The 23685-nt window shown below is 47.2% G+C and carries 24 protein-coding genes and 1 other annotated feature; of the genes, 1 reads left to right on the plus strand and 23 read right to left on the minus strand.

Translation table 11 applies throughout. The features are described from left to right. The first annotated feature begins 174 nt into the window (after nucleotides 1–174). The gene (locus KJS52_RS11690) at nucleotides 175–870 is read left to right on the plus strand and encodes a TraR/DksA C4-type zinc finger protein (RefSeq protein WP_213515233.1); all 696 of its coding nucleotides are present in this window, start codon (nucleotides 175–177) and stop codon (nucleotides 868–870) included. 58 nt (nucleotides 871–928) lie between these two features. Here KJS52_RS11690 and KJS52_RS11695 read toward each other — a convergent pair whose 3' ends face one another. The 23 genes from KJS52_RS11695 to mraY form a co-directional block, all read right to left on the minus strand. Further along, entirely contained in the window at nucleotides 929–1255 is a 327-nt protein-coding gene (locus KJS52_RS11695; protein ID WP_213515235.1) for a DUF5665 domain-containing protein, read from the minus strand. Nucleotides 1256–1329: 74 nt separating this feature from the next. Further along, nucleotides 1330–4422 (minus strand): isoleucine--tRNA ligase, encoded by a 3093-nt coding sequence (gene ileS / locus KJS52_RS11700; RefSeq protein WP_213515237.1) that lies wholly within the window; start codon nucleotides 4420–4422, stop codon nucleotides 1330–1332. 60 nt (nucleotides 4423–4482) lie between these two features. Continuing rightward, nucleotides 4483–4749 (minus strand) — a binding site (T-box leader). Nucleotides 4750–4809: 60 nt separating this feature from the next. Then, a complete protein-coding gene (locus KJS52_RS11705) occupies nucleotides 4810–5304 on the minus strand; it encodes a DivIVA domain-containing protein (protein WP_213515238.1) in 495 nt (164 codons plus the stop codon). A gap of 96 nt (nucleotides 5305–5400) precedes the next feature. After that, a complete protein-coding gene (locus KJS52_RS11710; RefSeq protein ID WP_213515239.1) occupies nucleotides 5401–6183 on the minus strand; it encodes a YlmH family RNA-binding protein in 783 nt (260 codons plus the stop codon). 38 nt (nucleotides 6184–6221) lie between these two features. Then, a complete protein-coding gene (locus KJS52_RS11715) occupies nucleotides 6222–6497 on the minus strand; it encodes a YggT family protein (RefSeq protein WP_373871359.1) in 276 nt (91 codons plus the stop codon). 29 nt (nucleotides 6498–6526) lie between these two features. Beyond that, nucleotides 6527–6973: a cell division protein SepF gene (locus KJS52_RS11720; RefSeq protein WP_213515241.1), complete on the minus strand. Its 447-nt coding sequence runs from the start codon at nucleotides 6971–6973 to the stop codon at nucleotides 6527–6529. Further along, nucleotides 6970–7683 (minus strand): YggS family pyridoxal phosphate-dependent enzyme, encoded by a 714-nt coding sequence (locus KJS52_RS11725; RefSeq protein ID WP_213515243.1) that lies wholly within the window; start codon nucleotides 7681–7683, stop codon nucleotides 6970–6972. The genes KJS52_RS11720 and KJS52_RS11725 overlap by 4 nt, the downstream gene beginning before the upstream one ends. A 5-nt stretch (nucleotides 7684–7688) precedes the next feature. Beyond that, nucleotides 7689–8540 (minus strand): peptidoglycan editing factor PgeF, encoded by an 852-nt coding sequence (pgeF, locus tag KJS52_RS11730; RefSeq protein WP_213515245.1) that lies wholly within the window; start codon nucleotides 8538–8540, stop codon nucleotides 7689–7691. 42 nt (nucleotides 8541–8582) lie between these two features. Next, on the minus strand, nucleotides 8583–8864 hold the full coding sequence (locus KJS52_RS11735) for a PRC-barrel domain-containing protein (protein WP_213515256.1): 282 nt from the start codon (nucleotides 8862–8864) through the stop codon (nucleotides 8583–8585). Between the two features lie 113 nt (nucleotides 8865–8977). Next, on the minus strand, nucleotides 8978–9760 hold the full coding sequence (sigG, locus tag KJS52_RS11740; protein ID WP_213515258.1) for an RNA polymerase sporulation sigma factor SigG: 783 nt from the start codon (nucleotides 9758–9760) through the stop codon (nucleotides 8978–8980). A gap of 84 nt (nucleotides 9761–9844) precedes the next feature. After that, nucleotides 9845–9979 (minus strand): hypothetical protein, encoded by a 135-nt coding sequence (locus KJS52_RS27710; RefSeq protein ID WP_281425590.1) that lies wholly within the window; start codon nucleotides 9977–9979, stop codon nucleotides 9845–9847. Nucleotides 9980–10037: 58 nt separating this feature from the next. Beyond that, on the minus strand, nucleotides 10038–10418 hold the full coding sequence (locus tag KJS52_RS11745) for a hypothetical protein (RefSeq protein ID WP_213515260.1): 381 nt from the start codon (nucleotides 10416–10418) through the stop codon (nucleotides 10038–10040). Between the two features lie 109 nt (nucleotides 10419–10527). Continuing rightward, a complete protein-coding gene (sigE, locus tag KJS52_RS11750) occupies nucleotides 10528–11250 on the minus strand; it encodes an RNA polymerase sporulation sigma factor SigE (RefSeq protein ID WP_213515262.1) in 723 nt (240 codons plus the stop codon). 14 nt (nucleotides 11251–11264) lie between these two features. Then, entirely contained in the window at nucleotides 11265–12206 is a 942-nt protein-coding gene (gene spoIIGA, locus KJS52_RS11755) for a sigma-E processing peptidase SpoIIGA (RefSeq protein WP_213515264.1), read from the minus strand. An 884-nt stretch (nucleotides 12207–13090) separates the two neighbouring features. Further along, nucleotides 13091–14182, minus strand: a complete 1092-nt coding sequence (gene ftsZ / locus KJS52_RS11760) for a cell division protein FtsZ (RefSeq protein ID WP_213515266.1) — start codon at nucleotides 14180–14182, stop codon at nucleotides 13091–13093. A gap of 17 nt (nucleotides 14183–14199) precedes the next feature. Further along, entirely contained in the window at nucleotides 14200–15444 is a 1245-nt protein-coding gene (gene ftsA / locus KJS52_RS11765; RefSeq protein ID WP_213515268.1) for a cell division protein FtsA, read from the minus strand. A gap of 297 nt (nucleotides 15445–15741) precedes the next feature. Further along, the gene (locus tag KJS52_RS11770) at nucleotides 15742–16503 is read right to left on the minus strand and encodes a cell division protein FtsQ/DivIB (RefSeq protein ID WP_213515270.1); all 762 of its coding nucleotides are present in this window, start codon (nucleotides 16501–16503) and stop codon (nucleotides 15742–15744) included. Nucleotides 16504–16573: 70 nt separating this feature from the next. Then, nucleotides 16574–17857 (minus strand): UDP-N-acetylglucosamine 1-carboxyvinyltransferase, encoded by a 1284-nt coding sequence (gene murA, locus KJS52_RS11775; protein ID WP_213515272.1) that lies wholly within the window; start codon nucleotides 17855–17857, stop codon nucleotides 16574–16576. 15 nt (nucleotides 17858–17872) lie between these two features. After that, complete coding sequence (murB, locus tag KJS52_RS11780) at nucleotides 17873–18778, minus strand: UDP-N-acetylmuramate dehydrogenase (protein WP_213515274.1); 906 nt, start codon at nucleotides 18776–18778, stop codon at nucleotides 17873–17875. 154 nt (nucleotides 18779–18932) lie between these two features. Beyond that, complete coding sequence (murG, locus tag KJS52_RS11785) at nucleotides 18933–20051, minus strand: undecaprenyldiphospho-muramoylpentapeptide beta-N-acetylglucosaminyltransferase (RefSeq protein WP_213515276.1); 1119 nt, start codon at nucleotides 20049–20051, stop codon at nucleotides 18933–18935. 4 nt (nucleotides 20052–20055) lie between these two features. Then, nucleotides 20056–21153, minus strand: coding sequence for a stage V sporulation protein E (gene spoVE, locus KJS52_RS11790; protein ID WP_213515278.1), 1098 nt, complete (start codon nucleotides 21151–21153; stop codon nucleotides 20056–20058). 45 nt (nucleotides 21154–21198) lie between these two features. Continuing rightward, nucleotides 21199–22650, minus strand: coding sequence for a UDP-N-acetylmuramoyl-L-alanine--D-glutamate ligase (gene murD, locus KJS52_RS11795; protein ID WP_213515280.1), 1452 nt, complete (start codon nucleotides 22648–22650; stop codon nucleotides 21199–21201). Between the two features lie 75 nt (nucleotides 22651–22725). After that, nucleotides 22726–23682 carry a phospho-N-acetylmuramoyl-pentapeptide-transferase gene (mraY, locus tag KJS52_RS11800; protein ID WP_213515282.1) on the minus strand — a complete coding sequence of 319 codons (957 nt, stop codon included), beginning with the start codon at nucleotides 23680–23682 and terminating at the stop codon, nucleotides 22726–22728. Nucleotides 23683–23685: the final 3 nt, after the last annotated feature.

Raw genomic sequence — 23685 nt, forward strand, 5'->3', positions numbered from 1 at the left:
ATAGGCTGCAGCCCGACCAAGCAAGCTGCACAATTTTTAGTGTAGCACATCAAGCATTCATATTCTAGCTTTACTGCCTGCAAAGACCAGCTTAACCAAGCTTTTCTCTACTATAAACCCGCATTCTGACACACAATAACTTGCACGCATTTATGAACTGAGGTGATCTAACGTATGCAATCTCATTTAAATACAGAGCAGCTTCAGCATTTTAAAATGAAGCTGCAAAAGGAACGAGCGCAAGTAATCGAGCAGCTCGAGCATAATTCCGATACGAAGCAAATGAGCGGCGACCTCAATTTGTCCTCCGAGCTGGCGAAAATCGACAACCATTTCGCAGATCAGGCGACTGAAATGTATGAGCAGGAAAAGGATATCGCCTTTTATCGTGCACAGCAGCGGAAGCTTTCGCGTCTAGATGATGCGATCCAGCGCATAGAGGATGGCGTTTATGGCGTTTGCAACGTGTGCAATCAGCCCATCCCACTAGAGCGGCTGGAAGCCATTCCGGAAGCAGCAACCTGCAAGCAGCATGCCCCACATATCGAAGCGAGTGAAGCCTCATACGAATATGTACCAATTGCAATGGAGCAATTAAATATGGATGACCGCGAAAGCAATGGCTTTGACGGTGAAGATGCCGTGCAATCTGTGCTGCAGTATGGCAACTCATCCTATGATGAAGCGATTTCGATGCTGGACACCGAGTTTGCCGAGGAGCTTGTCGATGAAATGGAAGGATTTTGCGAGCCTATGGAAAGCTTTATCGCTACAGATATTACTGGCAATCATGTATATATAGTAAGAAATAATGCCTACCAGCGCTATCTTAACAATAACGAAGGTGATCAGGAGCTTGAGCATCTTTAGCATTTAGCGTCTTAGCTTTAGCTTCTTTCGCATTTGCTTATCGCTGCTGCAAGCTTGTTTAACGATCCACATCCAATTGATTTTGTACAATACGTACGATATCAGCAATATAATCTCCAATAATCGGCAGGTTTAAAGCGCCGAGCATCTGTAAAAGATAAAGCACAAATGTTGCTAAAAACACCCATCCGATAGCTGTTCCCACCCCTCGCGCTACACCAGCCATTAAATTGCGCCAAAGCAGCTTCATCGGACGATTCATCAAATTAACATAGTCGGCAATTTGTGTACGTTCAAGGTCATTCGTTACTTTTATCAGTCTTTGCTCGATCGAGTCTAACGATTTCTTAAGCTGAGACAGCTCGTCATGATCCTGTACTGGCACAAGTCGTCATCCTTTCTATAAAAGCTACAAGCCCGCTTGCCACCCAGGCAAAGCGGGCTTGTATTAATATATCCTTATTTGCTAATGAAAATGCCCACAGACTTGTCGCCTAGCTGAACAATTTCCATATCCGCTCGCTGCTCAAATGCTACCGATTGCAGCAACAAATTCTCTTGAAGCAGCTCGTCAAATGCTTTCAACGCTGCCTGCAGCTGATCATCAGCATGCAGCACAAGATCGATCCGTTTTTCGATAGGCAAGTCAAGCTTTTTCCGTGTATCCTGTACAGCGCGGATTACCTCACGCACCCAGCCCTCCTGCTCAAGCTCTGGCGTAATATCCGTGTTCAAGGCAACCGTGATGCCATTGCCTGATGCTGAAGCGAAGCCTGATTTCGCTTTTTTCTCGACAAGCATTTCGTCAAGCGCAACAACAAGCTGCTCGCCTTCTTCTGTCGTAAATGTGTACTGACCTTGCTGTACAATCGCTCTTGTTTGCTCAGCGGACATTTCTTTGAACGCCTGCTGGATAGGTGCAACCTGCTTGCCGAATTTGCGGCCAGCCACCTTCAGATTCAGCTTCAACGTAAAGTCGACAAAGCCGCTATCCGAATTTTGCACAGTAATATGCTTCACATTGATTTCATCCTTAATGATATCCTCATAAGAAGCTAGCTCAAATTCCCGATCAAGCGAAACGATCAGCTCAGACAATGGCTGACGCGTTTTGATGCTTGTTTCATTGCGGACATTGCGAGCCAGCTCGACGATAACTTTGGCGCTTTCCATATCTCGCTCAAGCTCGGCATCAATCAAGCTTTCATTCGCTTTAGGGAAATCAGCAAGATGCACACTTTCGCCGCCGCCCAAATTATTGTACACATCCTCTGCAATTAGCGGCGTATACGGTGCAATTACTTTAGCCAGCGTAATCAACACATGATGCAGGGTTTGATAGGCGGCAATTTTATCTTCAGACAGCCCGCTTCCCCAGAAGCGATCGCGCGAGCGACGGATGTACCAGTTGCTCAGCTCATCAACAAACACTTCAATTGCTTTGGCAGGATTAAGGAAATCATTTGCATCCAGTCCTTTGGCCACTGTTGCAATTAAGCTGTTCAAGCGGCTAATAATCCAGCGATCCAGCTTGTTGCTTGATTGCTGCGGCGCATGCTGAGCATGCTCGTAGCCATCAATTGAGGCGTATAGCGCATAAAAGGCATGAGTATTGACAATTGTGTCAATGACCTTCGATTTGGCCTCTGCTACGATGCCTTTCGAGAAGCGTTTGCTGTTCCAAGGCGCACTGTCAGCCAGCAAAGCCCAGCGGAACGCGTCTGTGCCGTATTCATTAATGATCTCCCATGGATCGATGACATTGCCCTTTGACTTGGACATCTTTTGCCCGTTTTCATCAAGAATATGGCCCGTCGAAATGACCGCCTTGTACGGCGCTTTGCCATTGAATAGCGTTGAAACCGCGAGCAAGCTGAAAAACCAGCCGCGTGTTTGGTCAATTCCTTCGCAAATGATATCAGCAGGATACTGTTCTGCGAACACTTCATTGTTTTCGAACGGATAATGCTGCTGTGCAAATGGCATTGAGCCGCTGTCGAACCATACGTCAATAACCTCAGGCGTACGGCGCATCACCGCTCCTTCAGCAAACGGGCTTTTAAGCAAAATATCATCGACATAAGGCTTATGAAGCTCAATATCCTCAGGCACAAAATCTACAGCGCGCTCTCGCAAATCCGCAATGCTGCGTGGCGCATACTGCTTGCCTGTCGCTTCGCAGATCCAAACATTGAGCGGTGTTCCCCAATAGCGGTTGCGGCTAATGTTCCAATCAACCAGATCCTCAAGGAATTTACCAAAGCGCCCTTCGCGAATATGACCAGGATACCAGTCAACCTCGCTATTGTTTTTAATAAGCTGTTCCTTTACGGCTGTCGTTTCGATGAACCAGCTTTCTGTTGCATAATAGAGCAGCGGCGATTTACAGCGCCAGCAGAATGGATAGCTGTGCTCATAGCGCTCTTTGGCAAACAGCAGCCCTTTTTCGCTAAGCATTTTCACGATGTCGACATCGCAATCCTTAACGAAACGGCCAGCCAAGTCTGTAACCTCATCAACGTAGCGTCCCGCATTGTTGACAACAGCCAGCATGCTGATTCCGTTTTGACGCGCTACGCGATAGTCGTCCTCACCATGGGCTGGCGCGATATGCACAATACCTGTACCGCTTGTATCACTAACAAAATCGCCAGCAATTACGATATGACCTTTTTCGATCGGCACATAGTTAAACGGTGCTGTATAGCTGCGCCCTGCAAGCTCGCTGCCTTTCAAGGAGCCAAGCACCTCGTAATTCTCTTTCATAACAGATTCGACGAGGTTTTCAGCAACGATATACACCTCACCGTCCTTGGCAACACGTACATAAGTCAGCTCCGGATTAACAGCCAAAGCGACGTTGGCCGGCAGCGTCCAAGGTGTAGTCGTCCATGCCAAAATGTATTCGTCCGAGTCGACCAGCTTGAATTTGGCTGTCGCACTCAAGTCCTTTACATCCTCATAGCCTTGCGCTACCTCGTGCGAGCTCAAAGTCGTTTGACAGCAAGGACAATACGGGCTTACGCGATGTCCGCGGTATAGCAAGCCCTTTTCATGAATCGTCGCAAGAATATGCCAGACGCTCTCGATATAGCGATTATCGAGCGTAATATAAGGATTATCCATGTCGGTCCAATAGCCGATCGCTTCTGTCAGCTCGCGCCATTGCTTCTCATATTCAAATACGCTCGCTTTACATTGCTTGACGAATTTCTCAATGCCGTATGCTTCAATCTCCTGCTTGCCAGAAATACCAAGCTGCTTTTCTACGCCAAGCTCTACAGGCAATCCATGCGTATCCCAGCCTGCCTTGCGGATCACACGGTAGCCGCTCATCGTGCGGTAGCGGCCGATAAAGTCTTTAATAACGCGGCCCAGCACATGGCCGATATGCGGCTTGCCGTTCGCTGTCGGCGGCCCTTCGTAAAAGACGAAGTTTGGCTTGTCAGCGCGGTTTTCAATTGATTTCTTAAACGTATCTTCCTTCTTCCACTTTTCCAAAACCCGCAATTCGCGAGTACGTGCACGCTCTTTCACATCTACGCGTTGCATGCTTACCGCTCCCTTCTTTAATTAAAACCCTTAATTTAAACAAAAATAAACCTCGCCCCAAAAAGGGACGAGGTTGCTCGCGTTACCACCCTTGTTCCGCTCGGTTTAAATCATTGCACTCGAGCGACACTTTACGCAAATGAGCCATGCATCTCATTTGCATCCCGATATCGGGGGACAGCCGTCTACGCTTACTGAGCGTTATAATCCGTTCAGCGCAGCTTCTCGGAGATGATATTCCATACATGTCAACGCACCGAATTTTCACCAAGCATCGGCTCTCTGAGGCGTGAGCATCTATGTACTCGTTCTCGTCATCGAATAATATCAATTATAAAATATTTATAGCTGATTCAGCAGTCATTGTCAAATAAAAACTGCTGCGACTTATTCAGCCGCAGCAATTGGAGCTTCCTGCTTATTAATATCAAGGCTTTCCCATGCTTCCTCTGTCAACAGCTCAAGCTGGGCTTCAACTAGTGTACGGAAGCGCGCACGGTAGATCGACGCTTGCTTTTTAAGCTCATCGACCTCCAACGAAATTTTGCGAGATTTGTTCAGCGCTTCGTTGACAATGCGGTCGGCATTTTTCTCAGCTTCCTTCACAATAAGCTGAGCCTCTTTTTTCGCATTGTTGCGAACCTCATCGGCAGCTTCCTGAGCTACAATAATTGTTTTGCTTAATGTATCTTCAATATTGGAGAAATGATTCAATCGCTCCTGCAGCGCAAGAATTTGATTTTGCATTTCTTTATTCTCACGAATCAACGCTTCATAATCTTTAATAACAAGATCAAGAAACTCGTTTACTTCGTCTTCGTCATAGCCACGAAGTCTGCGTGAAAATTCCTTGTTATGTATGTCCAATGGTGTCAATGGCATTGGAGCACCTCCTATAAATATAAGAAGAATAGATCATCTCTTTTCGGAACTGTTATCAAACGTATTCGACAGAGACCTTCAATTTCCTGCATTATATTAAATATATTTGCCGATTTTTACACGGATTCTTCCTTTTTTTGTGACACCATCTACTTCTAATACTTTAAACCGACCTAGCCCTTTAATCGATACGACATCGCCTGCTTGCAATTGGGCTGAAGGATCCTCCACCGCTTTCCAATTGACTCGACAACGCCCTGCCTTAATAGGATCAACAATTTTACTGCGGCTTATGCGATAGGCATCGCTGGCGATCCCGTCAAGACGCATTGAAGCTACGGTAAAGGAAAGCTCCTCCAGGCGCTGCTGCACTGGCTGAAGCTTGTCTATTGGCAGCACATCTGTCAATACGTGCAAGCGATGCACCTGGCGCAAGCTAATATCGAGAAATTGCGACATCTGATCAGCAACAACAATATGGCAAAATGAATCATGCAAATGAATATCGCCAATCCGATCGCGCTTGATGCCAAGTCCAAGCAAAGCGCCTAAAAAATCGCCATGATCAAGCTCATGAAATTTTTCAGCCTGACTTGTCACCTGCAGCACAGACAGCTCGGCATCCTCATACTCCAGATCACGATAATCTGGAGCGATTAGCGCTCGCTTGCGCTCAGCCGCTTCGTAGCCGCCGTCAAATCGTATATTTACCATCCCGTTGCGACTGCAAAGCGTTGAAATTATAAACTGCTGACGCGGGTCCAAAAAATCGGTCCGCCTTAGCTCATGAAGCTCGGCGGACCTTTCTATCCATTCCTGCGCACGGTCAACGAATGCTCGTTCCTCGGGATGAAAATGACTGTAAAAGCCACTGTTCATGGATTTATCACCTTAACAAGTTATTTATGCAGCATCTGCTATGCCAGAAACAGCAGTCGTAGCAAATAATCTACACCCGATTGAATAAAGCGCAGTGCAATAAAGGCAACGATCGGGGATAGATCAAGCATCCCGCCAAGCGGTGGGATAAAGCGGCGGAAAATCGCCAAATACGGATCTACCAGTCTGCCAATAAATTGCCCAATCGAGCTTTCACGCGCATTCGGAAACCAGGACATTAGAATATATGCCAGCATCAAATAGTAGTAGACCATAAATAGTGTGCCAACAATATCTGCAATAAGGGAGTACAAAAATGTGTCACCTCGTTCTATATTTAATGTTATTCTGTAGACAATTCTGTGATCGAGCCTTGCACCTCAACAGATTCAGGAGCACACAAATAAATATTCGGACCGAGCTTGGAGATCGAGCCATTCAGCGCATAAACTGTACCCGATAGAAAGTCGACAATTCGAAGGCCCAGCTCTGAGCGAACCCGCTGCAGGTTTACTACTACAGAACGGCGATTGCGAATTTCATCTGCAATTTGCTGAGCTTCGTCATAGCTTTTTGGCTCACAAAGCACCATACGTGTATTTTTTTGTGTGTGAAGGCTTACGACATTGCCGCCTACGCTTGTCAAATGCGAATTCTTTGTTTGTTTACGTTGCTCAAAGCGATTCGTTTCAACTTCTTGATCTTCTTGAGCCGGAATCTGCTCGCGCTCTACAATTTCTTCTTCCTCCTGCAACCCGAAATAGTTCATAAATTTGCCGAAAACACTCATTGCTCATCCTCCTCTGTGCCGATTAATACGGTGCCCAAGCGAATATAGGTGGCACCCTCCTCAATCGCAACCTCAAAATCATTTGACATGCCCATGGACAGCTCTCTAATCGGACAGTCAGCACCGCCTTCCTGCAGAAGCTGATCGCGAAGCTGCCGCAAGCCTGCGAATACAGGTCTTGTCTGCTCCGCCTCGAGCTCAAAAGGCGCCATCGTCATCAAGCCGATTGGCTGAACACGATCGAAGCGCTTGATCTCCTCTATAAATGGGCGAACCTCCTCGGGCTTCAAGCCTTGCTTTGACTGCTCGCCCGAAACATTCACTTGAATAAAGCATTTGATGCTTGCATCCATTTTTTCAGCTTGCTTCTGCAGCGCTTCCGCCAATGAAAGGCGATCCAATGAATGGAGATAATCGAAGCGGCCGACGACATCCTTTACTTTATTGCTTTGCAAAGAGCCGATAAAATGCCAGATCGGTTCTGGCAGCTCTAATTTATGCTCATGTATGTAATCCCATTTTGGCTTGGCAACCTGCCAACGATTTTCCCCAAGCTCAACCACTCCTGCCTGCAAAGCTGCAACAGTGCTTGATGTCGACACATACTTGGTTACACCGACAACATGAATTTCCGAAGCAGCTCGTCCAGAGCGTTTGGCCGCTGCTTCAACCCGTTCTCGTACCGCTTGTAAGCGATCTTGTATGCTCATCTTGCTCACCCTTTTCGCAATCCAATCCAGCTAGCCATTCGTCCTGTTTTGCCATTTTCCATACGATGGCTGTAAAACAAATCGCGTCTGCAGCCAGTACACCACTCACTTATTTCGATATGACTCGCCAGGATTCCTGCTTTTATCATAATCTGTCGATTTATTTCTTTCAAGTTTATCATTGCTTTATTTTCATTTTGCTTCTTTAAGACTAGGTCAAGCAGCTGATTCGGAAGCGCTAATTGCTGCCACAGCTCATAAATTCGCTCAATAACTACTTCATTTACCTCATAGCAGCATTGATCTATCGCAGGCCCGATGGCACAGCGCAGCTGATGCGGCTCTGTGCCAAAGGCATTCCGCATCGCTTCCACCATATTCAACGCAATAGCCGATACTGTCCCTTTCCAGCCAGCATGCGCCAAGCCAACGGCATGATGCTGCGGATCCCAGAAATATAGCGGCACACAATCCGCATAAAACGACGTGAGCAGCACATCCCGTTCATTCGTTATAATTCCATCTACGCCTGGCAGTGTATCCTCCATGGAGCTGCGTCCTTTGCCGCGTTCATTCGCGGTAACGACAGCCACTTTATTGGCATGCACCTGCTCGCCGCATGTCCACGCATCAAAGCTGAAGCCCAGGCTGTCAGTCAGGCGCCTGCGGTTCGCTAGCACCGCCTCAGCCTGATCATGGACGTGCAAACCGATATTGAATGAGCTGAAGGGTGGGCTGCTGACTCCGCCCTTGCGGGTTGTAAAGCCCGCGGTTAAGCTTTGCTCCTGCTCGATCCAGCCTTCTAGCAATAGCTGATGTTGATGCTCAGCTGCTGTCTGTATCACAAACGGTTCCATTTCCTTCCCCCTACGTATAGCCTCTGTCATAAGTGTAGCCTGTTAAGGATGCGCATGCAAATCTTCTTCCTCGCTGCGAATCGCCTTTGCCTCTTCCAGACGGACAAGCACGACGTCCTCGCCAATCTTTACAATATTTCGCCATGGAATAATAATCTCGGAGCCAGCCGAGCCAAATATTCCAAACATGCGCTGGAATTGCGGCACTACAATCGCATCTATTTTTCCTTGTCTCAAATCAAGCTCAATATCACTGACATTGCCCAGCTTCTTTCCATCAACAATATTGATGACATCCTTGGACTGTAAATCCGATATTTTCATGCCTCCACGCTCCCTCACCATGATGAGACTAGTATATGACAAGTAAAAAGAAGATATATCTTGAAGTTGTACTACAAAAAAGCTGCCAGGGATTTTCCCTGACAGCTCCTGCTTTACGTATTGACGTACTTTTGCATTTGGCCGATTGCTGATTTCTCAAGCCTGGACACCTGCGCCTGGGAAATTCCGATTTCATCGGCCACCTCCATTTGCGTTTTACCTTCAAAAAAGCGCATAGATAAGATCATTTGTTCACGTTCATTTAACCGCTGCATCGCCTCCCGTAGTGCAATTTCCTCGATCCAAGTTATGTCCTTGTTTTTTTCATCGCTTATTTGATCCAATACGTAGATTGGGTCTCCGCCATCATTGAAAATAGGCTCGTACAGCGAAACAGGATCCTGTATCGCATCAAGCGCGAATACGACATCCTCCTTCGGCACATTGAGCAGCTCCGAAATTTCATGTACAGTCGGTTCACGCGAAAATTTATTGGTCAAGCTGTCGCGCGCCTGCAATGCTTTATAGGCGATATCGCGCAAGCTTCGCGATACGCGGATAGGATTGTTGTCGCGCAAGTATCTGCGGATCTCGCCAATAATCATAGGCACTGCGTAAGTAGAAAACTTTACGTTTTGGCCGAGGTCAAAGTTATCGATCGCTTTCATTAAGCCGATGCAGCCAACCTGAAACAAATCGTCTACAAATTCTCCGCGATTGTTAAATCGCTGAATGACACTGAGAACTAATCTTAAATTCCCGTTAACTAATTTCTCTCTTGCTCCCCATTCATTGCGGGTTTGCAGAGCTGTGAATAGTTCACGCATTTCAACGTTAGTAAGCACTGGAAGCTTAGCGGTATCTACACCACAAATCTCAACTTTATTACGGGTCATTATCATTACCTCCCAAGGAGAAACTAACAATCATTATCTCCTCAGAGGATGATTTTATTCCTGCTCTGACATTTTACGACAATACTAGAAAATACCGAAAAACTGGCTTTTGCCTTGCTTTCGGGGCTGCTGAAGCATTGATTTGGTCAACATTTCCAGCTGACTGAAAATGATCCGTTTTCTTAAATAGGCAGGCTGCCCTTCGCCAAGCTCTTGCATTTAAAATGCCGCAAGGCCGCCCACACAAGGGCAGCCTCACGGCAATTCTGATATTGATTTATTCGAACTCGAATCGCTTGATCAGCTTGGCCTGCTGCCGATACAAATAGTTAAAATCGTAGCTGCTCGCATCCGGCTCAAGCTGATATCGCAATATAATGGTACAGGTTTCACCTGGCTTAAGCCGTTTCCAGGTCCACAGGCATCCTTGCTTGTTGGGCTCACTCATATAGCTTACATTCGGAGCTGCTTCCTTTAAGCCAGACGCCAAAATAAAATACTGGCTGCTGATTGCTTCCTCATTGTTGCCGCTATTCGTTATATTGGCTTTGACAATAACCGCATTGGGATCTTTTTGCAGCTCCATATTGGCAAACGTTAGCTGAAAGCCGGCATGGCCGAGCATAACGGATTCTATGGAAGTCGTGCTGTAAGGCATTACCTACTACACATCCTCTCAAAAGCAAATGGTTCCCTGTCACAATACTATATGCCGTTTCCAGGCAAAGTGTACATCACAATATTTTAAGCAGAAGCGCACAGCTTTATTACAACATTTTATTAAATTCCTTGCGCAATCTTTTAATAATCCGTTTTTCGAGGCGAGAAATATATGATTGCGAGATGCCGAGCATGTCCGCAACATCCTTCTGTGTTTTTTCTTCGCCATCAGCTAGTCCAAATCTGAGCTCCATAATAATCCGCTCGCGCTCGGACAGCTTTTCAAGCGCTTTTTGCAGCAGCTTGCGATCCACCTGCTCTTCAATATTGCGATAAATCGTATCGTTCTCTGTGCCCAGCACATCTGACAGCAGCAATTCATTGCCATCCCAATCAATGTTAAGCGGCTCGTCAAAGCTAACCTCTGTGCGTGTTTTATTATTGCGGCGTAAATGCATCAAAATTTCATTTTCAATGCAGCGTGAAGCATAGGTGGCCAGCTTGATTTTCTTTTCCGGATCAAACGTATTGACCGCCTTGATTAAACCGATCGCACCGATTGAAACAAGATCCTCGATGTTAATGCCTGTATTTTCAAATTTGCGCGCAATATAGACGACGAGACGCAAATTGCGCTCAATGAGCATCGAGCGTACCGCTTCATCTCCCGAAGGCAAGCGCTGCAGCAAATATTCTTCTTCTTCGCGCGTCAACGGAGGAGGCAATGCTTCACTTCCGCCAATGTAATAGATCGTTTCTGATTTCAAGCCCAGCTTAAACAAAATTTTATAATAGGTTAACTGCGCAATTAATTTATATTTGACTAACATATCATTATCCTCCCTTATGAAACGGTTGAAGTTGGATGAACAATTAACGATGGATGAACAATAGCTTGATAAGAGCCGTCCGCGCTCAATTGCCCTCCATCGAAGCCAAGCAGCACTTTTACAGTGTCATAGACTACATCCTGATGAGTAACCTTCACCAGGTCAGGCTTAAGCGCAAGCATAAATTGTGAATTGCGATTTACTCCTCGATAAGGCACGATCCGTACCCGCTCCTGCCACCGCTCCATCTCTGGAAGCTCAGTTATCAGCTTTAGAACCTGGTTCATATCCTTTTGCCGCAACGCTTCAACCAGCTTTGGCGGCAGCATATGAGCAAGCTCGCTTATTTCAATGATCATGACTGGAGTTTTGGTAAGCGGGTCATACAATTGATTTCCAGTGTCCACCAGGCCTTGACAGTGGATAACCTGTCCAGCAAGCTGGAGCTCCACCTTGGCCAGATGCTGCTGCATCAGCTGCTGCTTTCGCTTGCTGCGGATAAAGTGCGACCATAAATAAATGACAAGCAGGCTGCATACAATAATGTAAAAGGTTCCCATCTGCCACTTCGTTGTGACGTCGCCTCCAATAAAAATAATCGTCGCCCATACCTTGCTCGAGCTGCTCATCAGCATATAATAAATGCCCATCAAACCGCCAGCAAGCACGAAGCTGATCATATAGAAGCTGATTAAATCTCGCATGTAGGTTTGCAAGGAATAGTAGCCGTAGCAGATATAAAGCATCAAGCATGAAACGAACAGCTTAATAAAAAAATGGTACATGACAGCCAGGCTTGGGAACAGCATCGCAATCGTATAGCTTGCGCCAATTGCCGCTGCAAGCAGCAATTTCCAAGGCTTCGGCCGCATTCCTCGCACCCAGCCAGTCAACAGTAAAATAACACCATCGAAAAGCAGTTCGCGCAAAAAAACTACATCAGCATAAACTGCCATTCTACCAACTCCAAGCTTATCTATACATTGGGCAAACTGTTTAACTAGAAACAATGTAAACAGTATAGGTTATATTTATTCCAAAGTCTGTCATTTTATGTCGCGTTAACCGCTCTATTTTTGTCGCCCATTGCAGCGCTCCGCAGACAAGCCCGTCTTGCATGGCATCACTCCGCAGACAAGCCCGTCTTCACAGGCTTTTGCACTCCTTTTTGTGGAACGATTTTTAAGCAGGGCAAAAAGGACCGCAAGGCCTGACGCTTCGCTTTCCGTCGGCTTGGTTGCTCCGTTGGTAGCCTTTTTCTAGGGAGTCACTGGGCTGGTTTCGAGGAGGCGACGTGTGTAAGTACACTGATGATAATATTCTGAGGATGCTCATAGGGGAAGTGAAGGATCTAAAGAATCTGTGTAACGTTATAATGATCAAATTGAAATCAATCGAAATCTAACGAATATTTATAACGCTAAGGGCTCGAATATTGCCTCAATCACAATGAAATCCACCTAATAAGACGATATACATTCATTAGAGTTGAAAACACTTCCTTAACTGCAAATAGCGTTATCCAAATTCCTTAGCCAATTGCCGATCGCTCTGGACCACAGCGACTTCCTCGCCTACGCCAGCTGCATTGTACAAGCATGCAACAAAGACATCGCTGCTCTAGCTGGCTGGCACCTAGCGGAGGCCCAGAGTGATTCTGGAAAGCGCAGCGGGTCGCCTTTAAAGTCCGATTCTTCCTTTGTCTTCTTCCAACTAAGAATCGGACTTTAAAAAGCGACTGCAAGATCACTCTGGGCCGTAGCGAGATGAAAATTAAAAAGCTGCCTGCTTCACAGGTAAACCTGCGAAACAGACAGCTTGAGTATGTTTGTCTATGCTGTTATTTGCGACGCAAGAAAGCCGGAATTTCCAAATCGCTAGAAAGATTGGTTCCAATAGGCTTCGCCGCTTGAGACTTTCCCGTATCACCAGCATCGGATGATTGACCAACTTGGCGTCTTGGCGGAGCTTCTGCCGCTTTTGACTCAAAGCCAGTGGCAATAACCGTCACCTTGATTTCATCCTTCAAATCTTCATCAATAATTGCACCAAAAATCATGTTTACTTCCGGATCAGAAGCAGAAATGACAATTTCTGCCGCTTCATTGACTTCATACAGCGACAGATTGCTGCCGCCTGTTATGTTCATAATAACGCCGCGCGCGCCATCAATCGAAGTTTCAAGCAGCGGGCTTTGAATCGCCTTGCGAGCTGCTTCTGCTGCACGATTTTCACCTGTTGCCAGGCCAATCCCCATCAGCGCAGAGCCACGCTCTGTCATAATCGTTTTGACATCGGCAAAGTCAAGGTTGATCAAGCCTGGCACTTGAATCAAATCCGAAATACCTTGCACCGCTTGGCGAAGCACATTGTCCGCCTCGCGGAACGCTTCAAGCATCGGCGTCTTTTTATCTACAATCTCTAGCAAGCGGTCGTTCGGAATAACGATTAGCGTATCAACTTTTTCCTTAAGCGCCTCGATTCCGTTCTCGGCTTGTCCAGAGCGCTTGCGTCCCTCGAACGTGAACGGTCGTGTTACAACGCCTACCGTTAACGCGCCGCATTCGCGAGCGATTTCTGCTATAACCGGAGCTGCGCCCGTACCTGTGCCGCCACCCATTCCAGCAGTTACAAAAACCATATCCGCACCTTTAAGCTGGTTGGCAATCAGATCACGGGACTCCTCCGCTGCTTTTTTTCCTACTTCAGGATTGGCTCCTGCACCAAGTCCGCGAGTCAGCTTGTCGCCTATTTGCAGCTTGTGCTCAGCTTTAGCCAGATTCAGCGCCTGCGCATCCGTATTAACCGTTATAAATTCTACACCTTTTACACCATTTTCAATCATGCGGTTAACGGCATTGCTTCCGCCGCCACCTACACCAATTACTTTAATTTGAGCTAGCTGCTCTAGTTCTAAGTCGAATTCCAACATCTACACGATTCCCCCTGTCAAATAAATTCCTGAAACATATTTTTTATTCGTTCTAACATACGGGGTTTGGACGAAGCTGGAGTGTTTCCTTTGCGACTAACTGGCTTCTTCGTAGTTGTGCTAGCTCCTCGGACACCCATGTATTTTGAGACATACTGAATCATTCCAACTCCGCTGCTATATGAAGGATCCTTTACACCGATATAATCAGGTAAAGCAATTCTTACACTTGCTTGAAGCTCTTCTTGAGCCAAAGTCAATGTGCCTGGCAAGGAGACTGAGCCGCCAGTCAACACATAGCTTTCTACTGTATCAGCGTAGCCAAGCGCCGCCACCTCTGCTTTAATCAGTTGAAAAATTTCTTGCATCCGCGGCTCGATAATGCTGGCCAAATCCTTCTGCGAGAATTCCTTTTCAACATTGCTGCCCATGCGAGTTACTTTGAATTTTACTTCTTCTGCCGCATCTGCAACATTGGCACATCCAAATTTCAGCTTGATTTTTTCGGCGTGATCGCTCTGTGAACGAAGACCGTACGCGATGTCATTCGTTACAAATTGACCACCGATCGGTAGCGTCGAAATCGCACTGATGCCTCCATTTTCATAGACTGCAATAGTAGTTGAGCCTCCGCCGATATCTACCAGTGCCGTTCCATTAGCCTTCTCGTCCTTCGATAGCGTCATTACGCCAGAAGCAAGAGTCAACAAAATAACACCGTTGATTTTAAGGCCAGCTTTATCGACGCATCTTACGAGATTATGTACTGCTGACTTTGCCCCAGTAATGACGGTAGCCTCAACCTCTAATCTTACTCCAATCATGCCTCGCGGATCAGAAATTCCTTCCAATCCGTCCACGATGTACTGCTTCGGTACAAGGTTAATAATTTCACGGTCTGGTGGTAGCGTTACGACTTTGGCAGCCTGCAGCACGCGTTCAATATCCTCTTCTCCGATTTCCCGATCCCCGTTCGAGACGGCGACGACACCGTGATTGGTTTGAACACCAATGTGACTGCCTTGTATGCCAACATAAACCTCAGAAATATCAATATCTACCATGCGTTCTGCATGTTCAACCGCATTTTTAATAGATTGAACCGTTTGATCGATATCAACGATCGCACCTTTACGTATACCTTCCGAGTCTGCTGTACCAACACCAATGATATTAATTGCACCATCGTTAATTTCACCGATAATTGCACGAACCTTGGATGTACCGATGTCCAAACTGACAATAATGTCACCGTTGCTCACTGCGCGGCACCTCCGTTTCAATAAATGTTTATAGTTGTAACGATGAATAAAGGATATTCTATCGCCTTCTCATAGTTATTGGGATAAGCCCACTATCATCTATTCAACAAATATTACGCTTTCCCTCTTTTTTCAACATTATTTTCTCAACTTTTATTTAAATACAGGTATATAATCCTATATTCTGTTAGAGAAAAAACGCTCCTAGGAAAAAAGAGCTAGCTTGTCTGCGGGTTTGTAGTCTCCTTAAAATTTTACCATTGTTTATAGTCGTTGAGTAGAGTCTTTTTGCACCGTTTACTCGGTTTCAGCGTTTTCTTCCTCTCCAATTTCTGGGAAAGGTACAAAAGTATCCGCTAGCAGCAGCGTCAAACGACCAGGCGCTTGTGTTTCAATGACACCATTGATCGTTTCGATCTTCTCCGGCAGCAAGCTGATCGCTGTCACAACTTCAAATTTGGTGCGCGTATAGATTAAAATCCGGTCAGGAAACGCTTGTGACGGAATCGGCGAGATTTCGGAGATGTCGGATAGCAGCGAGCTGTCGATCGTGCCCAACTGCTTCACCAGCTCCTTTTTGTTCATATCCTCCGCATCCCAGCCGGTCAAAATCGGCTTGTCCATAATTTGCATTCGCTCGCTGCTTGTCACTATACTGGCCCCGCTTGAGAGCAGCGCAACAATATCTCCATTATCGTCAAGCTCAAAAGCGACTACCTTATACTCCTGAACATGGATTTTCAGCTTGCCTGGAAATTGCTTCGTAACGGTCGCTTCCTGAATGCTGCTGTTTTGCAGCAGCGATTGCTCGATTTTGCGCGCCGAGCTGAACATGAAGGAATCGCCAACCGCGATGCCCGTATGCTTCATAATTTCAGTGCTGCTAACAAATTGCGCGCCTGTAACTTCCACCTCAGTAATTTTGCTTAAAGAAGAATTAAAGAAAATAATGGCTAACAGCGCTATAAACAATACAACCAGAATGGCAATCAGCTTTGCATTGCTTTTCTTTTTCGGTTCCGGCTCCTTAAGCACTGGCAATTCGGCTTGAGTTTGCATTGCTCGTCCACTCCTTAATACAACGCGGCCTCCTCACCAGAGATGAGGAAGCCGATTATCATTCCAATGACTACTGCGCATAGGATTCATTTTTGGAAAGTGCTGTTAATCTCGTAATTTTCGCACCGAGCAGAGAAAGCATATCCTCAATTCTTTCATAGCCCCGGTCAATGTGATGAATGCGCTCGACAACTGTTTTGCCCTGTGCTGCCAGCCCTGCGATAACTAACGCTGCACCCGCCCGCAAGTCTGTAGCCTCCACGGTAGCTCCGTACAGTCGAGGCACGCCGCGAATATAAGCGGTGTTCATGTCCACTCGAATGTCGGCGCCCATGCGAGAAAGCTCATCCACATGCTTTAAGCGACCTTCAAAAATCGTTTCCTTAATGACACTTACTCCATCAGCCAAAGCAAGCATCACCATCATTTGAGATTGAAGATCGGTTGGAAATGCAGGATACGGTGCAGTTACAATTTTTTCAACAGCTTTACTGCGTACACGGCTGTCGACTCTAATTATATCACCGTCTACCTGGATTTGAATACCTGCGCGACGCATGACATGAATGAGCGAGCTTAAATGACTGGGCTGCGTCTTATGCAATGTAATATGACCTCTTGTTGCAGCGGCGGCAATCATTAACGTCCCCGTAACAATCCGGTCGGGGATAACGCGATGCTCACACGGCTTCAAGGACTTTACTCCGTCAATCGTAATCGTGTCCGTTCCAGCGCCAAGCACCTTGGCCCCCATCGCATTCAGAAAATGCTGCAGGTCCTGAATTTCCGGCTCTCGCGCTGCATTTGTAATCGTCGTACGACCTTCGGCAAGCACCGCTGCCATCATAATGTTCTCTGTAGCGCCTACGCTTGGAAAATGCAAATAAATATCAGCACCTACCAGCTTTTCCGCACTGCAAATGATTGAATTTCCCGTTTCTTCAATCGATGCTCCAAGTGCCTTAAGACCATCCAGATGAATATCGATTTTTCGTTCACCGATTGCACAGCCACCTGGCTGGTATACTTGAGTCCTGCCATACTTAGCGAGCAATGGTCCCATTAAAAAAATGGAAGACCGCATCCGCTTCATTAGCCCTTCGGGCACATGCGAGGCAGATGCATGCTTTGTGTCAATGATAATCGTACTTCCCTTGTGCTCAACCCGACAGCCAAGCTCTCGCAAGATCGAAATCATAACCTCGATGTCAAGCAAATGAGGAACATTTTCAAGTACGGTTGTTCCTTCAGCCAGCAGACTGGCAGCCATAATCGGCAGCACCGCATTTTTGGCACCTTGGATTATAACAGTTCCTGACAAAGGCTTGCCGCCTTCGATCACCAATCTGTCCAATGTATCACCTCCGAATTACCGTTCGCCCACCACCAATACTTCAGGTATTAAGAGGATGCCATTTCGCTCCTTGATAACGCCTTGAATATGGGTAATTAGAGCGAGTACGTCATTAGCTGTCGCCTGTCCTGTGTTGACGATAAAATTGGCATGAAGCTCGGATACTTGTGCTCCTCCACATTGGAACCCTTTGAGGCCCGCTTCCTCAATTAACCGTGCCGAGAAATCGCCTGGCGGGTTGCGGAATACACTGCCCGCAGTAGCCGATTTCAGCGGCTGCGTTTGCAATCTACGTTCCTTGAGTCTTCCCATTTCCGAAGTAATATGCTGGCGCTCTCCCTCAGCAAGCTCAAAGGTTGCTTCTACGACGATGCCTTGCATTTCCTGCAAAATGGAATGACGATATGAGAAATTCATATCTTCGCTATAATAGGTAACCAATTCTCCGTTTGACAGTACAATCTCAGCAGACTTGAAAATACGTGATACATCCGATCCATGCGCGCCAGCGTTCATATAAACAGCACCGCCTACTGTACCTGGAATACCACCAGCAAACTCTAGTCCAGTAAGTCCCTGTCTTCCAGCAGTGACTGCAAGCTTAACGAAGGAATAGGCTGCTCCAGCAATAACTGTGCTGCCCTCAAAGCGGACATAGTCCAGCCCTTTGCCGGGCTTGATGACGACGCCGCGAATTCCTTTATCGCTTACAAGCATATTAGAGCCGCGTCCGATCGTCGTCCATGGCACCTGATGCTTGTTAAGCAGTTTGATTAGCATAATGAGCTGTTCCTTGCCTTGAGGATAGATCATCAAATCAGCGTTGCCGCCAATCTTCCAGGTTGTATGCTTCGATAGCGGTTCATTGAAGAGATATTCCCCAATATTTTGCTCTTCAAGCTCCTCTATAAATAGATTCATTATGTTCTCCTCCTTCTGAGAAATAGATCGACTATATTCTCAAGCAATCACAGTTCAATGAGCGCAAGCGAAGGCTTCGCATAGCTCTGATCACGAATTATACGGTATCTTATGCCTTAGCGCTCATTTATGTGACAATCGCCCAGCTGCGATCTTATTTGCGTTTCATAATTCGATTTAGAGCAAGCGCGATCCGGCTTGTCGAGTTAGGAACGGCTAAAAACAATGACGCCTGGGACATTTTGGCCAGACGATGCTCATCCAGCAAGAGCGAAACCATTTTCTCCAGCAGCACCTTGCCAGTGAGCTGCTGCTCAAGTATAATTTCTGCCGCGCCAACAGCCTCCAGACTGCGGGCATTCGCTTCTTGGTGATTGTTCGTCACATTAGGCGACGGGATTAAAATCGACGGCTTGCCTAGCGCGGTAATTTCGGCGAGCGAGGAAGCGCCGGAGCGGCTAACTACGATCGAGGCATCCGTCAGCACCTCGGACATATTGTTAATATAGGGCATCAGCATAATTTTGCCGCTTGCAACGGCTTTGCTATCAGCAAGCGCTTGCCTCGTTCCCTCGTAATACGTTTCACCCGTAGCGAACACCAGCACATGCTGCGTCAGCCGCTCTAGCAGACTGCTTTCCTCTGCCATAGCAATAACGGCCTCATTAAGCGCCTTAGCCCCTCTGCTGCCTCCGACAATCAAGGCATAGCGCTGATTCGGCGCAAGGCCGAGCGAGGCTCTGCCGCGCCCTGGCATCGCCTCCAGCACCTGGCTTGCGCAGGGATTGCCGGTAAAGCTCACCTGCTTCGCCTTGGCAAAGGCGGCAAGCGAGTCCTCGAAGCTGACGCCAACATGAGAAACAAAGCGCGTTAAAAATTTGTTAGTCAAGCCGGGAATCGCATTTTGCTCATGAATAAAGGTTGGCACGCCTAAGCGGGCTGCCGCATATACGACAGGCCCGCATACATACCCTCCAGTTCCTACGACCACATCTGGCTTGAATTTTCTGATCAACTGCTTGGAGCGCGACACTCCCTGTAAAAAACGGATAACTGTCCGTACATTATCGTAGGACAGTTTCCGCTTGAAGCCTGTAATTTCTATGCTTTCAAAAGGAATGCCGGCACGAGGCACAATTTTGCTTTCCATTCCTTTATCGGTTCCTATATATAACAGCTCGGTTGAAGGCTCCTGCTGCTTCATATACTGCGCAATCGCCAAAGCTGGATAAATATGACCACCTGTACCGCCACCAGTTAACAAGATTTTCATAATGTCACCTCGAATATCGAGAAATATTAAGCAGGATGCCTAGCGCTGTCAATAGCAGCGTCAGCGAAGATCCGCCATAGCTAACGAGCGGCAGCGTAATACCCGTTACTGGCATCATTCCGATTACGACACCAATATTGATCAGTACCTGTACTCCGATAATGCTCGTAATGCCAATCGCCATTAAGCTACCAAATGTGTCAGGCGCTGCAATTGCAGTGCGAACGCCGCGCCATACGACGATTAAAAACAGCAGGATCAAGGTCGTACCACCGATAAAGCCAAGCTCTTCAGCTAAAATCGAAAAGATAAAATCGGTTTGCGGCTCAGGCAAGTAACTGAACTTTTGGCGGCTCGCTCCCAATCCTAGCCCCACCAGTCCGCCTGGCCCAATCGCAAATAGCGACTGAATAATTTGATAGCCGCCGCCAAGCGGGTCAGCCCACGGGTCAAGAAAGTAAGTAATCCGCTTCAACCGATAGGGAGCGGCAATAATTAAGCCAACAAAGCCGGCTACGCCGAGCAGCGCCAGCCCGCCCAGATGCGCCATTCTTGCGCCAGCAGTAAATATCAAAATCATGGATGCGCCTACCATCACCGCTCCTGTTCCTAAATCCGGCTGCAGCATAATTAAGCCGAATGCCAGAAACACAAGTCCTAGCGGTGGTAACAAGCCTTTCGTGAATTGAGTGATTTTTTGCTGCTCGATCGAAAGCCATTTGGCAAGAAAAATAATCATTGCCAGCTTCATAAATTCCGATGGCTGAATGCCGAATGAGCCGATACCGAGCCAGCTGCGCGCGCCGCCGCGCACAACGCCGATTCCAGGTATCAACACTACGAGCAGCAGCCCGAAGCAAACAATAAGCAGCGTAGGTGCCCATTTTTTCCATATTGTATAATTTACTCTTGAAAGCAGCATCATCATGAACAAGCCCAAGCCTGCAAAAATGGCCTGCCGCTTCAAAAAGTAAAACTTATCACCAAACTCATGAAAAGCTTTTACCGCGCTGGCGCTATACACCATCATCAAACCAATGCCTAGTATTAGCAATATCGATATTAACAGCCAGATGTCTGGGGCAGAGCGAGCCTTAACCATAACTATACACACCTCTATATATTGAAGTAGGGACAAGCCCCCTACTTACAAGGTATGCACCGATTGTTTAAACATGCTTCCTCTTTGCTCATAAGATGAAAACATATCCCAGCTCGCGCAGGCCGGAGACAACAGCACGATATCTCCTGCTTCAGCAAGCTGATCCGCCAGCTTTACTGCTGCGTCAAGCGTTTGTTCGGCGCTAGCTTTAGGTTCGACGATCTCGATTCGTTCTAAACCTGCCGCTTTCGCCACCTGCTCCAGCTTGAAGCGCGTTTCTCCGATTGCTACAAGACCCTTGACCCGATCGCGGAATATTGGCAGCAGCTCCATATAGTTTGAGCCGCGATCCAGTCCGCCAGCAACAAGCACAATTGGCGCCGACAAGGAGCGGATCGTCATCATGGTTGCAATCGAATTGGTTGCTTTGGAATCATTATAGAAGGTTATACCGCGATGCTCGCCCACATACTCCAAGCGGTGCTCAACGCCGCGAAACTGCTCCAGCGGCGCAACAAGCGCTTCCGGCTTGGCGCCAGCCATCAGGCAGGCAGCAATCGCTGCGATCGCGTTGGCGGCATTGTGCCGTCCGGGAATGCCAAGCCTTTGCAGCGGCATTAATGTTTGCGCAGGCTCGTTCTGCGATTTGCGGTAGACGATGCTGCGCACTGCTGCTTCCTCTGCGGCATTCGGCAGTGGCTCTCCTTCCACGATTGGCGCAAACGGAGGGTCTATGTAAACCCCCTGCTCCAATGTATCATATATTGAAAACGGGAAGCTGATTCCCTTGCAATCATTGATAAATGCCCGCGTAACCGGATCATCCCAATTCAGTATAGCGACATCGCCTTCACTTTGATTCTCTAATATTTTCGCTTTTGATCCGATATAATCCTGCATATCGCCGTGATAATCGAGATGGGTTTCTGCCAAATTGAGAATAAGCGCAATTTGCGGCGCAAAGGCAATCGTTCCTTTTAGCTGAAAGCTGCTTAGTTCGGCTACGATCCAGTCCTGCTCAGTAACCTCCAAAGCGATTTCACATAACGGCAAGCCGATATTGCCGCCTACAACAGGGTTGAGCCCCGCTGCGGTCAACAGCTCGCCGATCAAGGTCGTCGTTGTCGTCTTGCCGTTGGAGCCAGTTATGCCGATAATCGGCGCTTTGCTAAGCCAGTAGGCGATTTCCACCTCGGTTACAACCTCGGTTCCCAATTGCTGAGCGCGCACGATCGGCGCGGCATGATAAGGAATACCCGGATTTTTTACAAGCAATGCCGTGTCTGCCTGCACTAAATCCTCCGGATGGTAGCCGCATATCACGTTTATTCCAAGCGCCTCGAGCTCAGCAGCCTCAGGTGATTGCTCACGCGATTTACGATCATTGACAGTGACGATGGCGCCAAGCTGGTGAAACAGCTTGGCCACGCTTACTCCACTTCTGGCCAGGCCTAGTACGATGATTTTTTCATTTTTAAACTGCGATGGATGCTTCATATCAACGACCTCACTTTAACAATATGTACATATAGCCGAAACGGTTCTCGCCATGCGAGAACCGTAGCAGCATGATTATATAACAAGCATTAGTCCGGTTACGGCAAACAGCAGCCCGACTGACCAAAATACGGTTACAACCTTCCATTCCGACCAGCCCGACAGTTCAAAGTGGTGATGAATCGGACTCATTTTGAAAACTCGCTTTTTACGCAGCTTAAACGAAGTAACCTGAATAATGACAGATAGCATTTCGAGAACAAATACGCCGCCGATCAGAATAAGCAGCAGCTCCGTTTTCGTTAAAATTGCTACTGCCGCGATTCCTCCGCCAATTCCAAGCGAGCCCATATCGCCCATAAACACTTTTGCCGGATGGGCATTATAAACGAGAAAGCCTAGCACGCCGCCTACCATTGCCGCTGAAAAGATGGCAGCATCATACTCTACCATCTTTAATGCGATAATTGTAAAGGCTCCAAAGGCAATCGCGCTCGTTCCTGCCAGCAAGCCGTCGACTCCGTCGGTGAAGTTGACCGAGTTGCTTGCAGCAAACATAATAATGACGACAAACGGATAGTAGAACCAGCCCAAATCAATGCCTGCCGAAGTGCCTGGAATGAACAGCTCCGTGCTGTGCCCCATATTGAACAGCTGCCAGCACACAATAATGGAGAACAGCAGCTGACCGATCAGCTTTTGCCTAGCAGTCAAGCCTAGCGAGCGTTTAAATACGATTTTAATATAATCATCAAGAAAGCCGACGATGCCGAAGCCTAATGAAGCGGTAAGCAGCACCCAAAACTCATCGGACTTGCCAGCAAACTTGATAAATGCAATCAAAAATGCAAGCATGATGATGATGCCGCCCATCGTAGGCGTTCCGCTCTTCTTCAAATGGCTTTGCGGGCCATCCTCACGAATTTGCTGACCGAATTTCAAGCGTCTTAATAGCGGTATGAACAATGGTCCGAATAAAACTGCTAGTATAAAAGAAACTCCTAATGATAGTAAAATGACCATCATGTCCATACA

Source organism: Paenibacillus montaniterrae (assembly GCF_018403185.1).
GTDB lineage: Bacteria > Bacillota > Bacilli > Paenibacillales > Paenibacillaceae > Pristimantibacillus > Pristimantibacillus montaniterrae.

What these genes read in the sequence shown, in the direction of transcription:
- KJS52_RS11690 (WP_213515233.1), top strand. Translation starts at nt 175, where the DNA reads ATGCAATCTCATTTAAATACAGAGCAGCTTCAGCATTTTAAAATGAAG.
- ileS (WP_213515237.1), bottom strand. Translation starts at nt 4,422, where the DNA reads ATGCAACGCGTAGATGTGAAAGAGCGTGCACGTACTCGCGAATTGCGG.
- KJS52_RS11705 (WP_213515238.1), bottom strand. Translation starts at nt 5,304, where the DNA reads ATGCCATTGACACCATTGGACATACATAACAAGGAATTTTCACGCAGA.
- KJS52_RS11710 (WP_213515239.1), bottom strand. Translation starts at nt 6,183, where the DNA reads ATGAACAGTGGCTTTTACAGTCATTTTCATCCCGAGGAACGAGCATTC.
- KJS52_RS11720 (WP_213515241.1), bottom strand. Translation starts at nt 6,973, where the DNA reads ATGAGTGTTTTCGGCAAATTTATGAACTATTTCGGGTTGCAGGAGGAA.
- KJS52_RS11725 (WP_213515243.1), bottom strand. Translation starts at nt 7,683, where the DNA reads ATGAGCATACAAGATCGCTTACAAGCGGTACGAGAACGGGTTGAAGCA.
- pgeF (WP_213515245.1), bottom strand. Translation starts at nt 8,540, where the DNA reads ATGGAACCGTTTGTGATACAGACAGCAGCTGAGCATCAACATCAGCTA.
- KJS52_RS11735 (WP_213515256.1), bottom strand. Translation starts at nt 8,864, where the DNA reads ATGAAAATATCGGATTTACAGTCCAAGGATGTCATCAATATTGTTGAT.
- sigG (WP_213515258.1), bottom strand. Translation starts at nt 9,760, where the DNA reads ATGACCCGTAATAAAGTTGAGATTTGTGGTGTAGATACCGCTAAGCTT.
- KJS52_RS27710 (WP_281425590.1), bottom strand. Translation starts at nt 9,979, where the DNA reads ATGCAAGAGCTTGGCGAAGGGCAGCCTGCCTATTTAAGAAAACGGATC.
- KJS52_RS11745 (WP_213515260.1), bottom strand. Translation starts at nt 10,418, where the DNA reads ATGCCTTACAGCACGACTTCCATAGAATCCGTTATGCTCGGCCATGCC.
- sigE (WP_213515262.1), bottom strand. Translation starts at nt 11,250, where the DNA reads ATGTTAGTCAAATATAAATTAATTGCGCAGTTAACCTATTATAAAATT.
- spoIIGA (WP_213515264.1), bottom strand. Translation starts at nt 12,206, where the DNA reads ATGGCAGTTTATGCTGATGTAGTTTTTTTGCGCGAACTGCTTTTCGAT.
- ftsZ (WP_213515266.1), bottom strand. Translation starts at nt 14,182, where the DNA reads ATGTTGGAATTCGACTTAGAACTAGAGCAGCTAGCTCAAATTAAAGTA.
- KJS52_RS11770 (WP_213515270.1), bottom strand. Translation starts at nt 16,503, where the DNA reads ATGCAAACTCAAGCCGAATTGCCAGTGCTTAAGGAGCCGGAACCGAAA.
- murB (WP_213515274.1), bottom strand. Translation starts at nt 18,778, where the DNA reads ATGAATCTATTTATAGAGGAGCTTGAAGAGCAAAATATTGGGGAATAT.
- murG (WP_213515276.1), bottom strand. Translation starts at nt 20,051, where the DNA reads ATGAAAATCTTGTTAACTGGTGGCGGTACAGGTGGTCATATTTATCCA.
- spoVE (WP_213515278.1), bottom strand. Translation starts at nt 21,153, where the DNA reads ATGGTTAAGGCTCGCTCTGCCCCAGACATCTGGCTGTTAATATCGATA.
- murD (WP_213515280.1), bottom strand. Translation starts at nt 22,650, where the DNA reads ATGAAGCATCCATCGCAGTTTAAAAATGAAAAAATCATCGTACTAGGC.
- mraY (WP_213515282.1), bottom strand. Translation starts at nt 23,682, where the DNA reads ATGGACATGATGGTCATTTTACTATCATTAGGAGTTTCTTTTATACTA.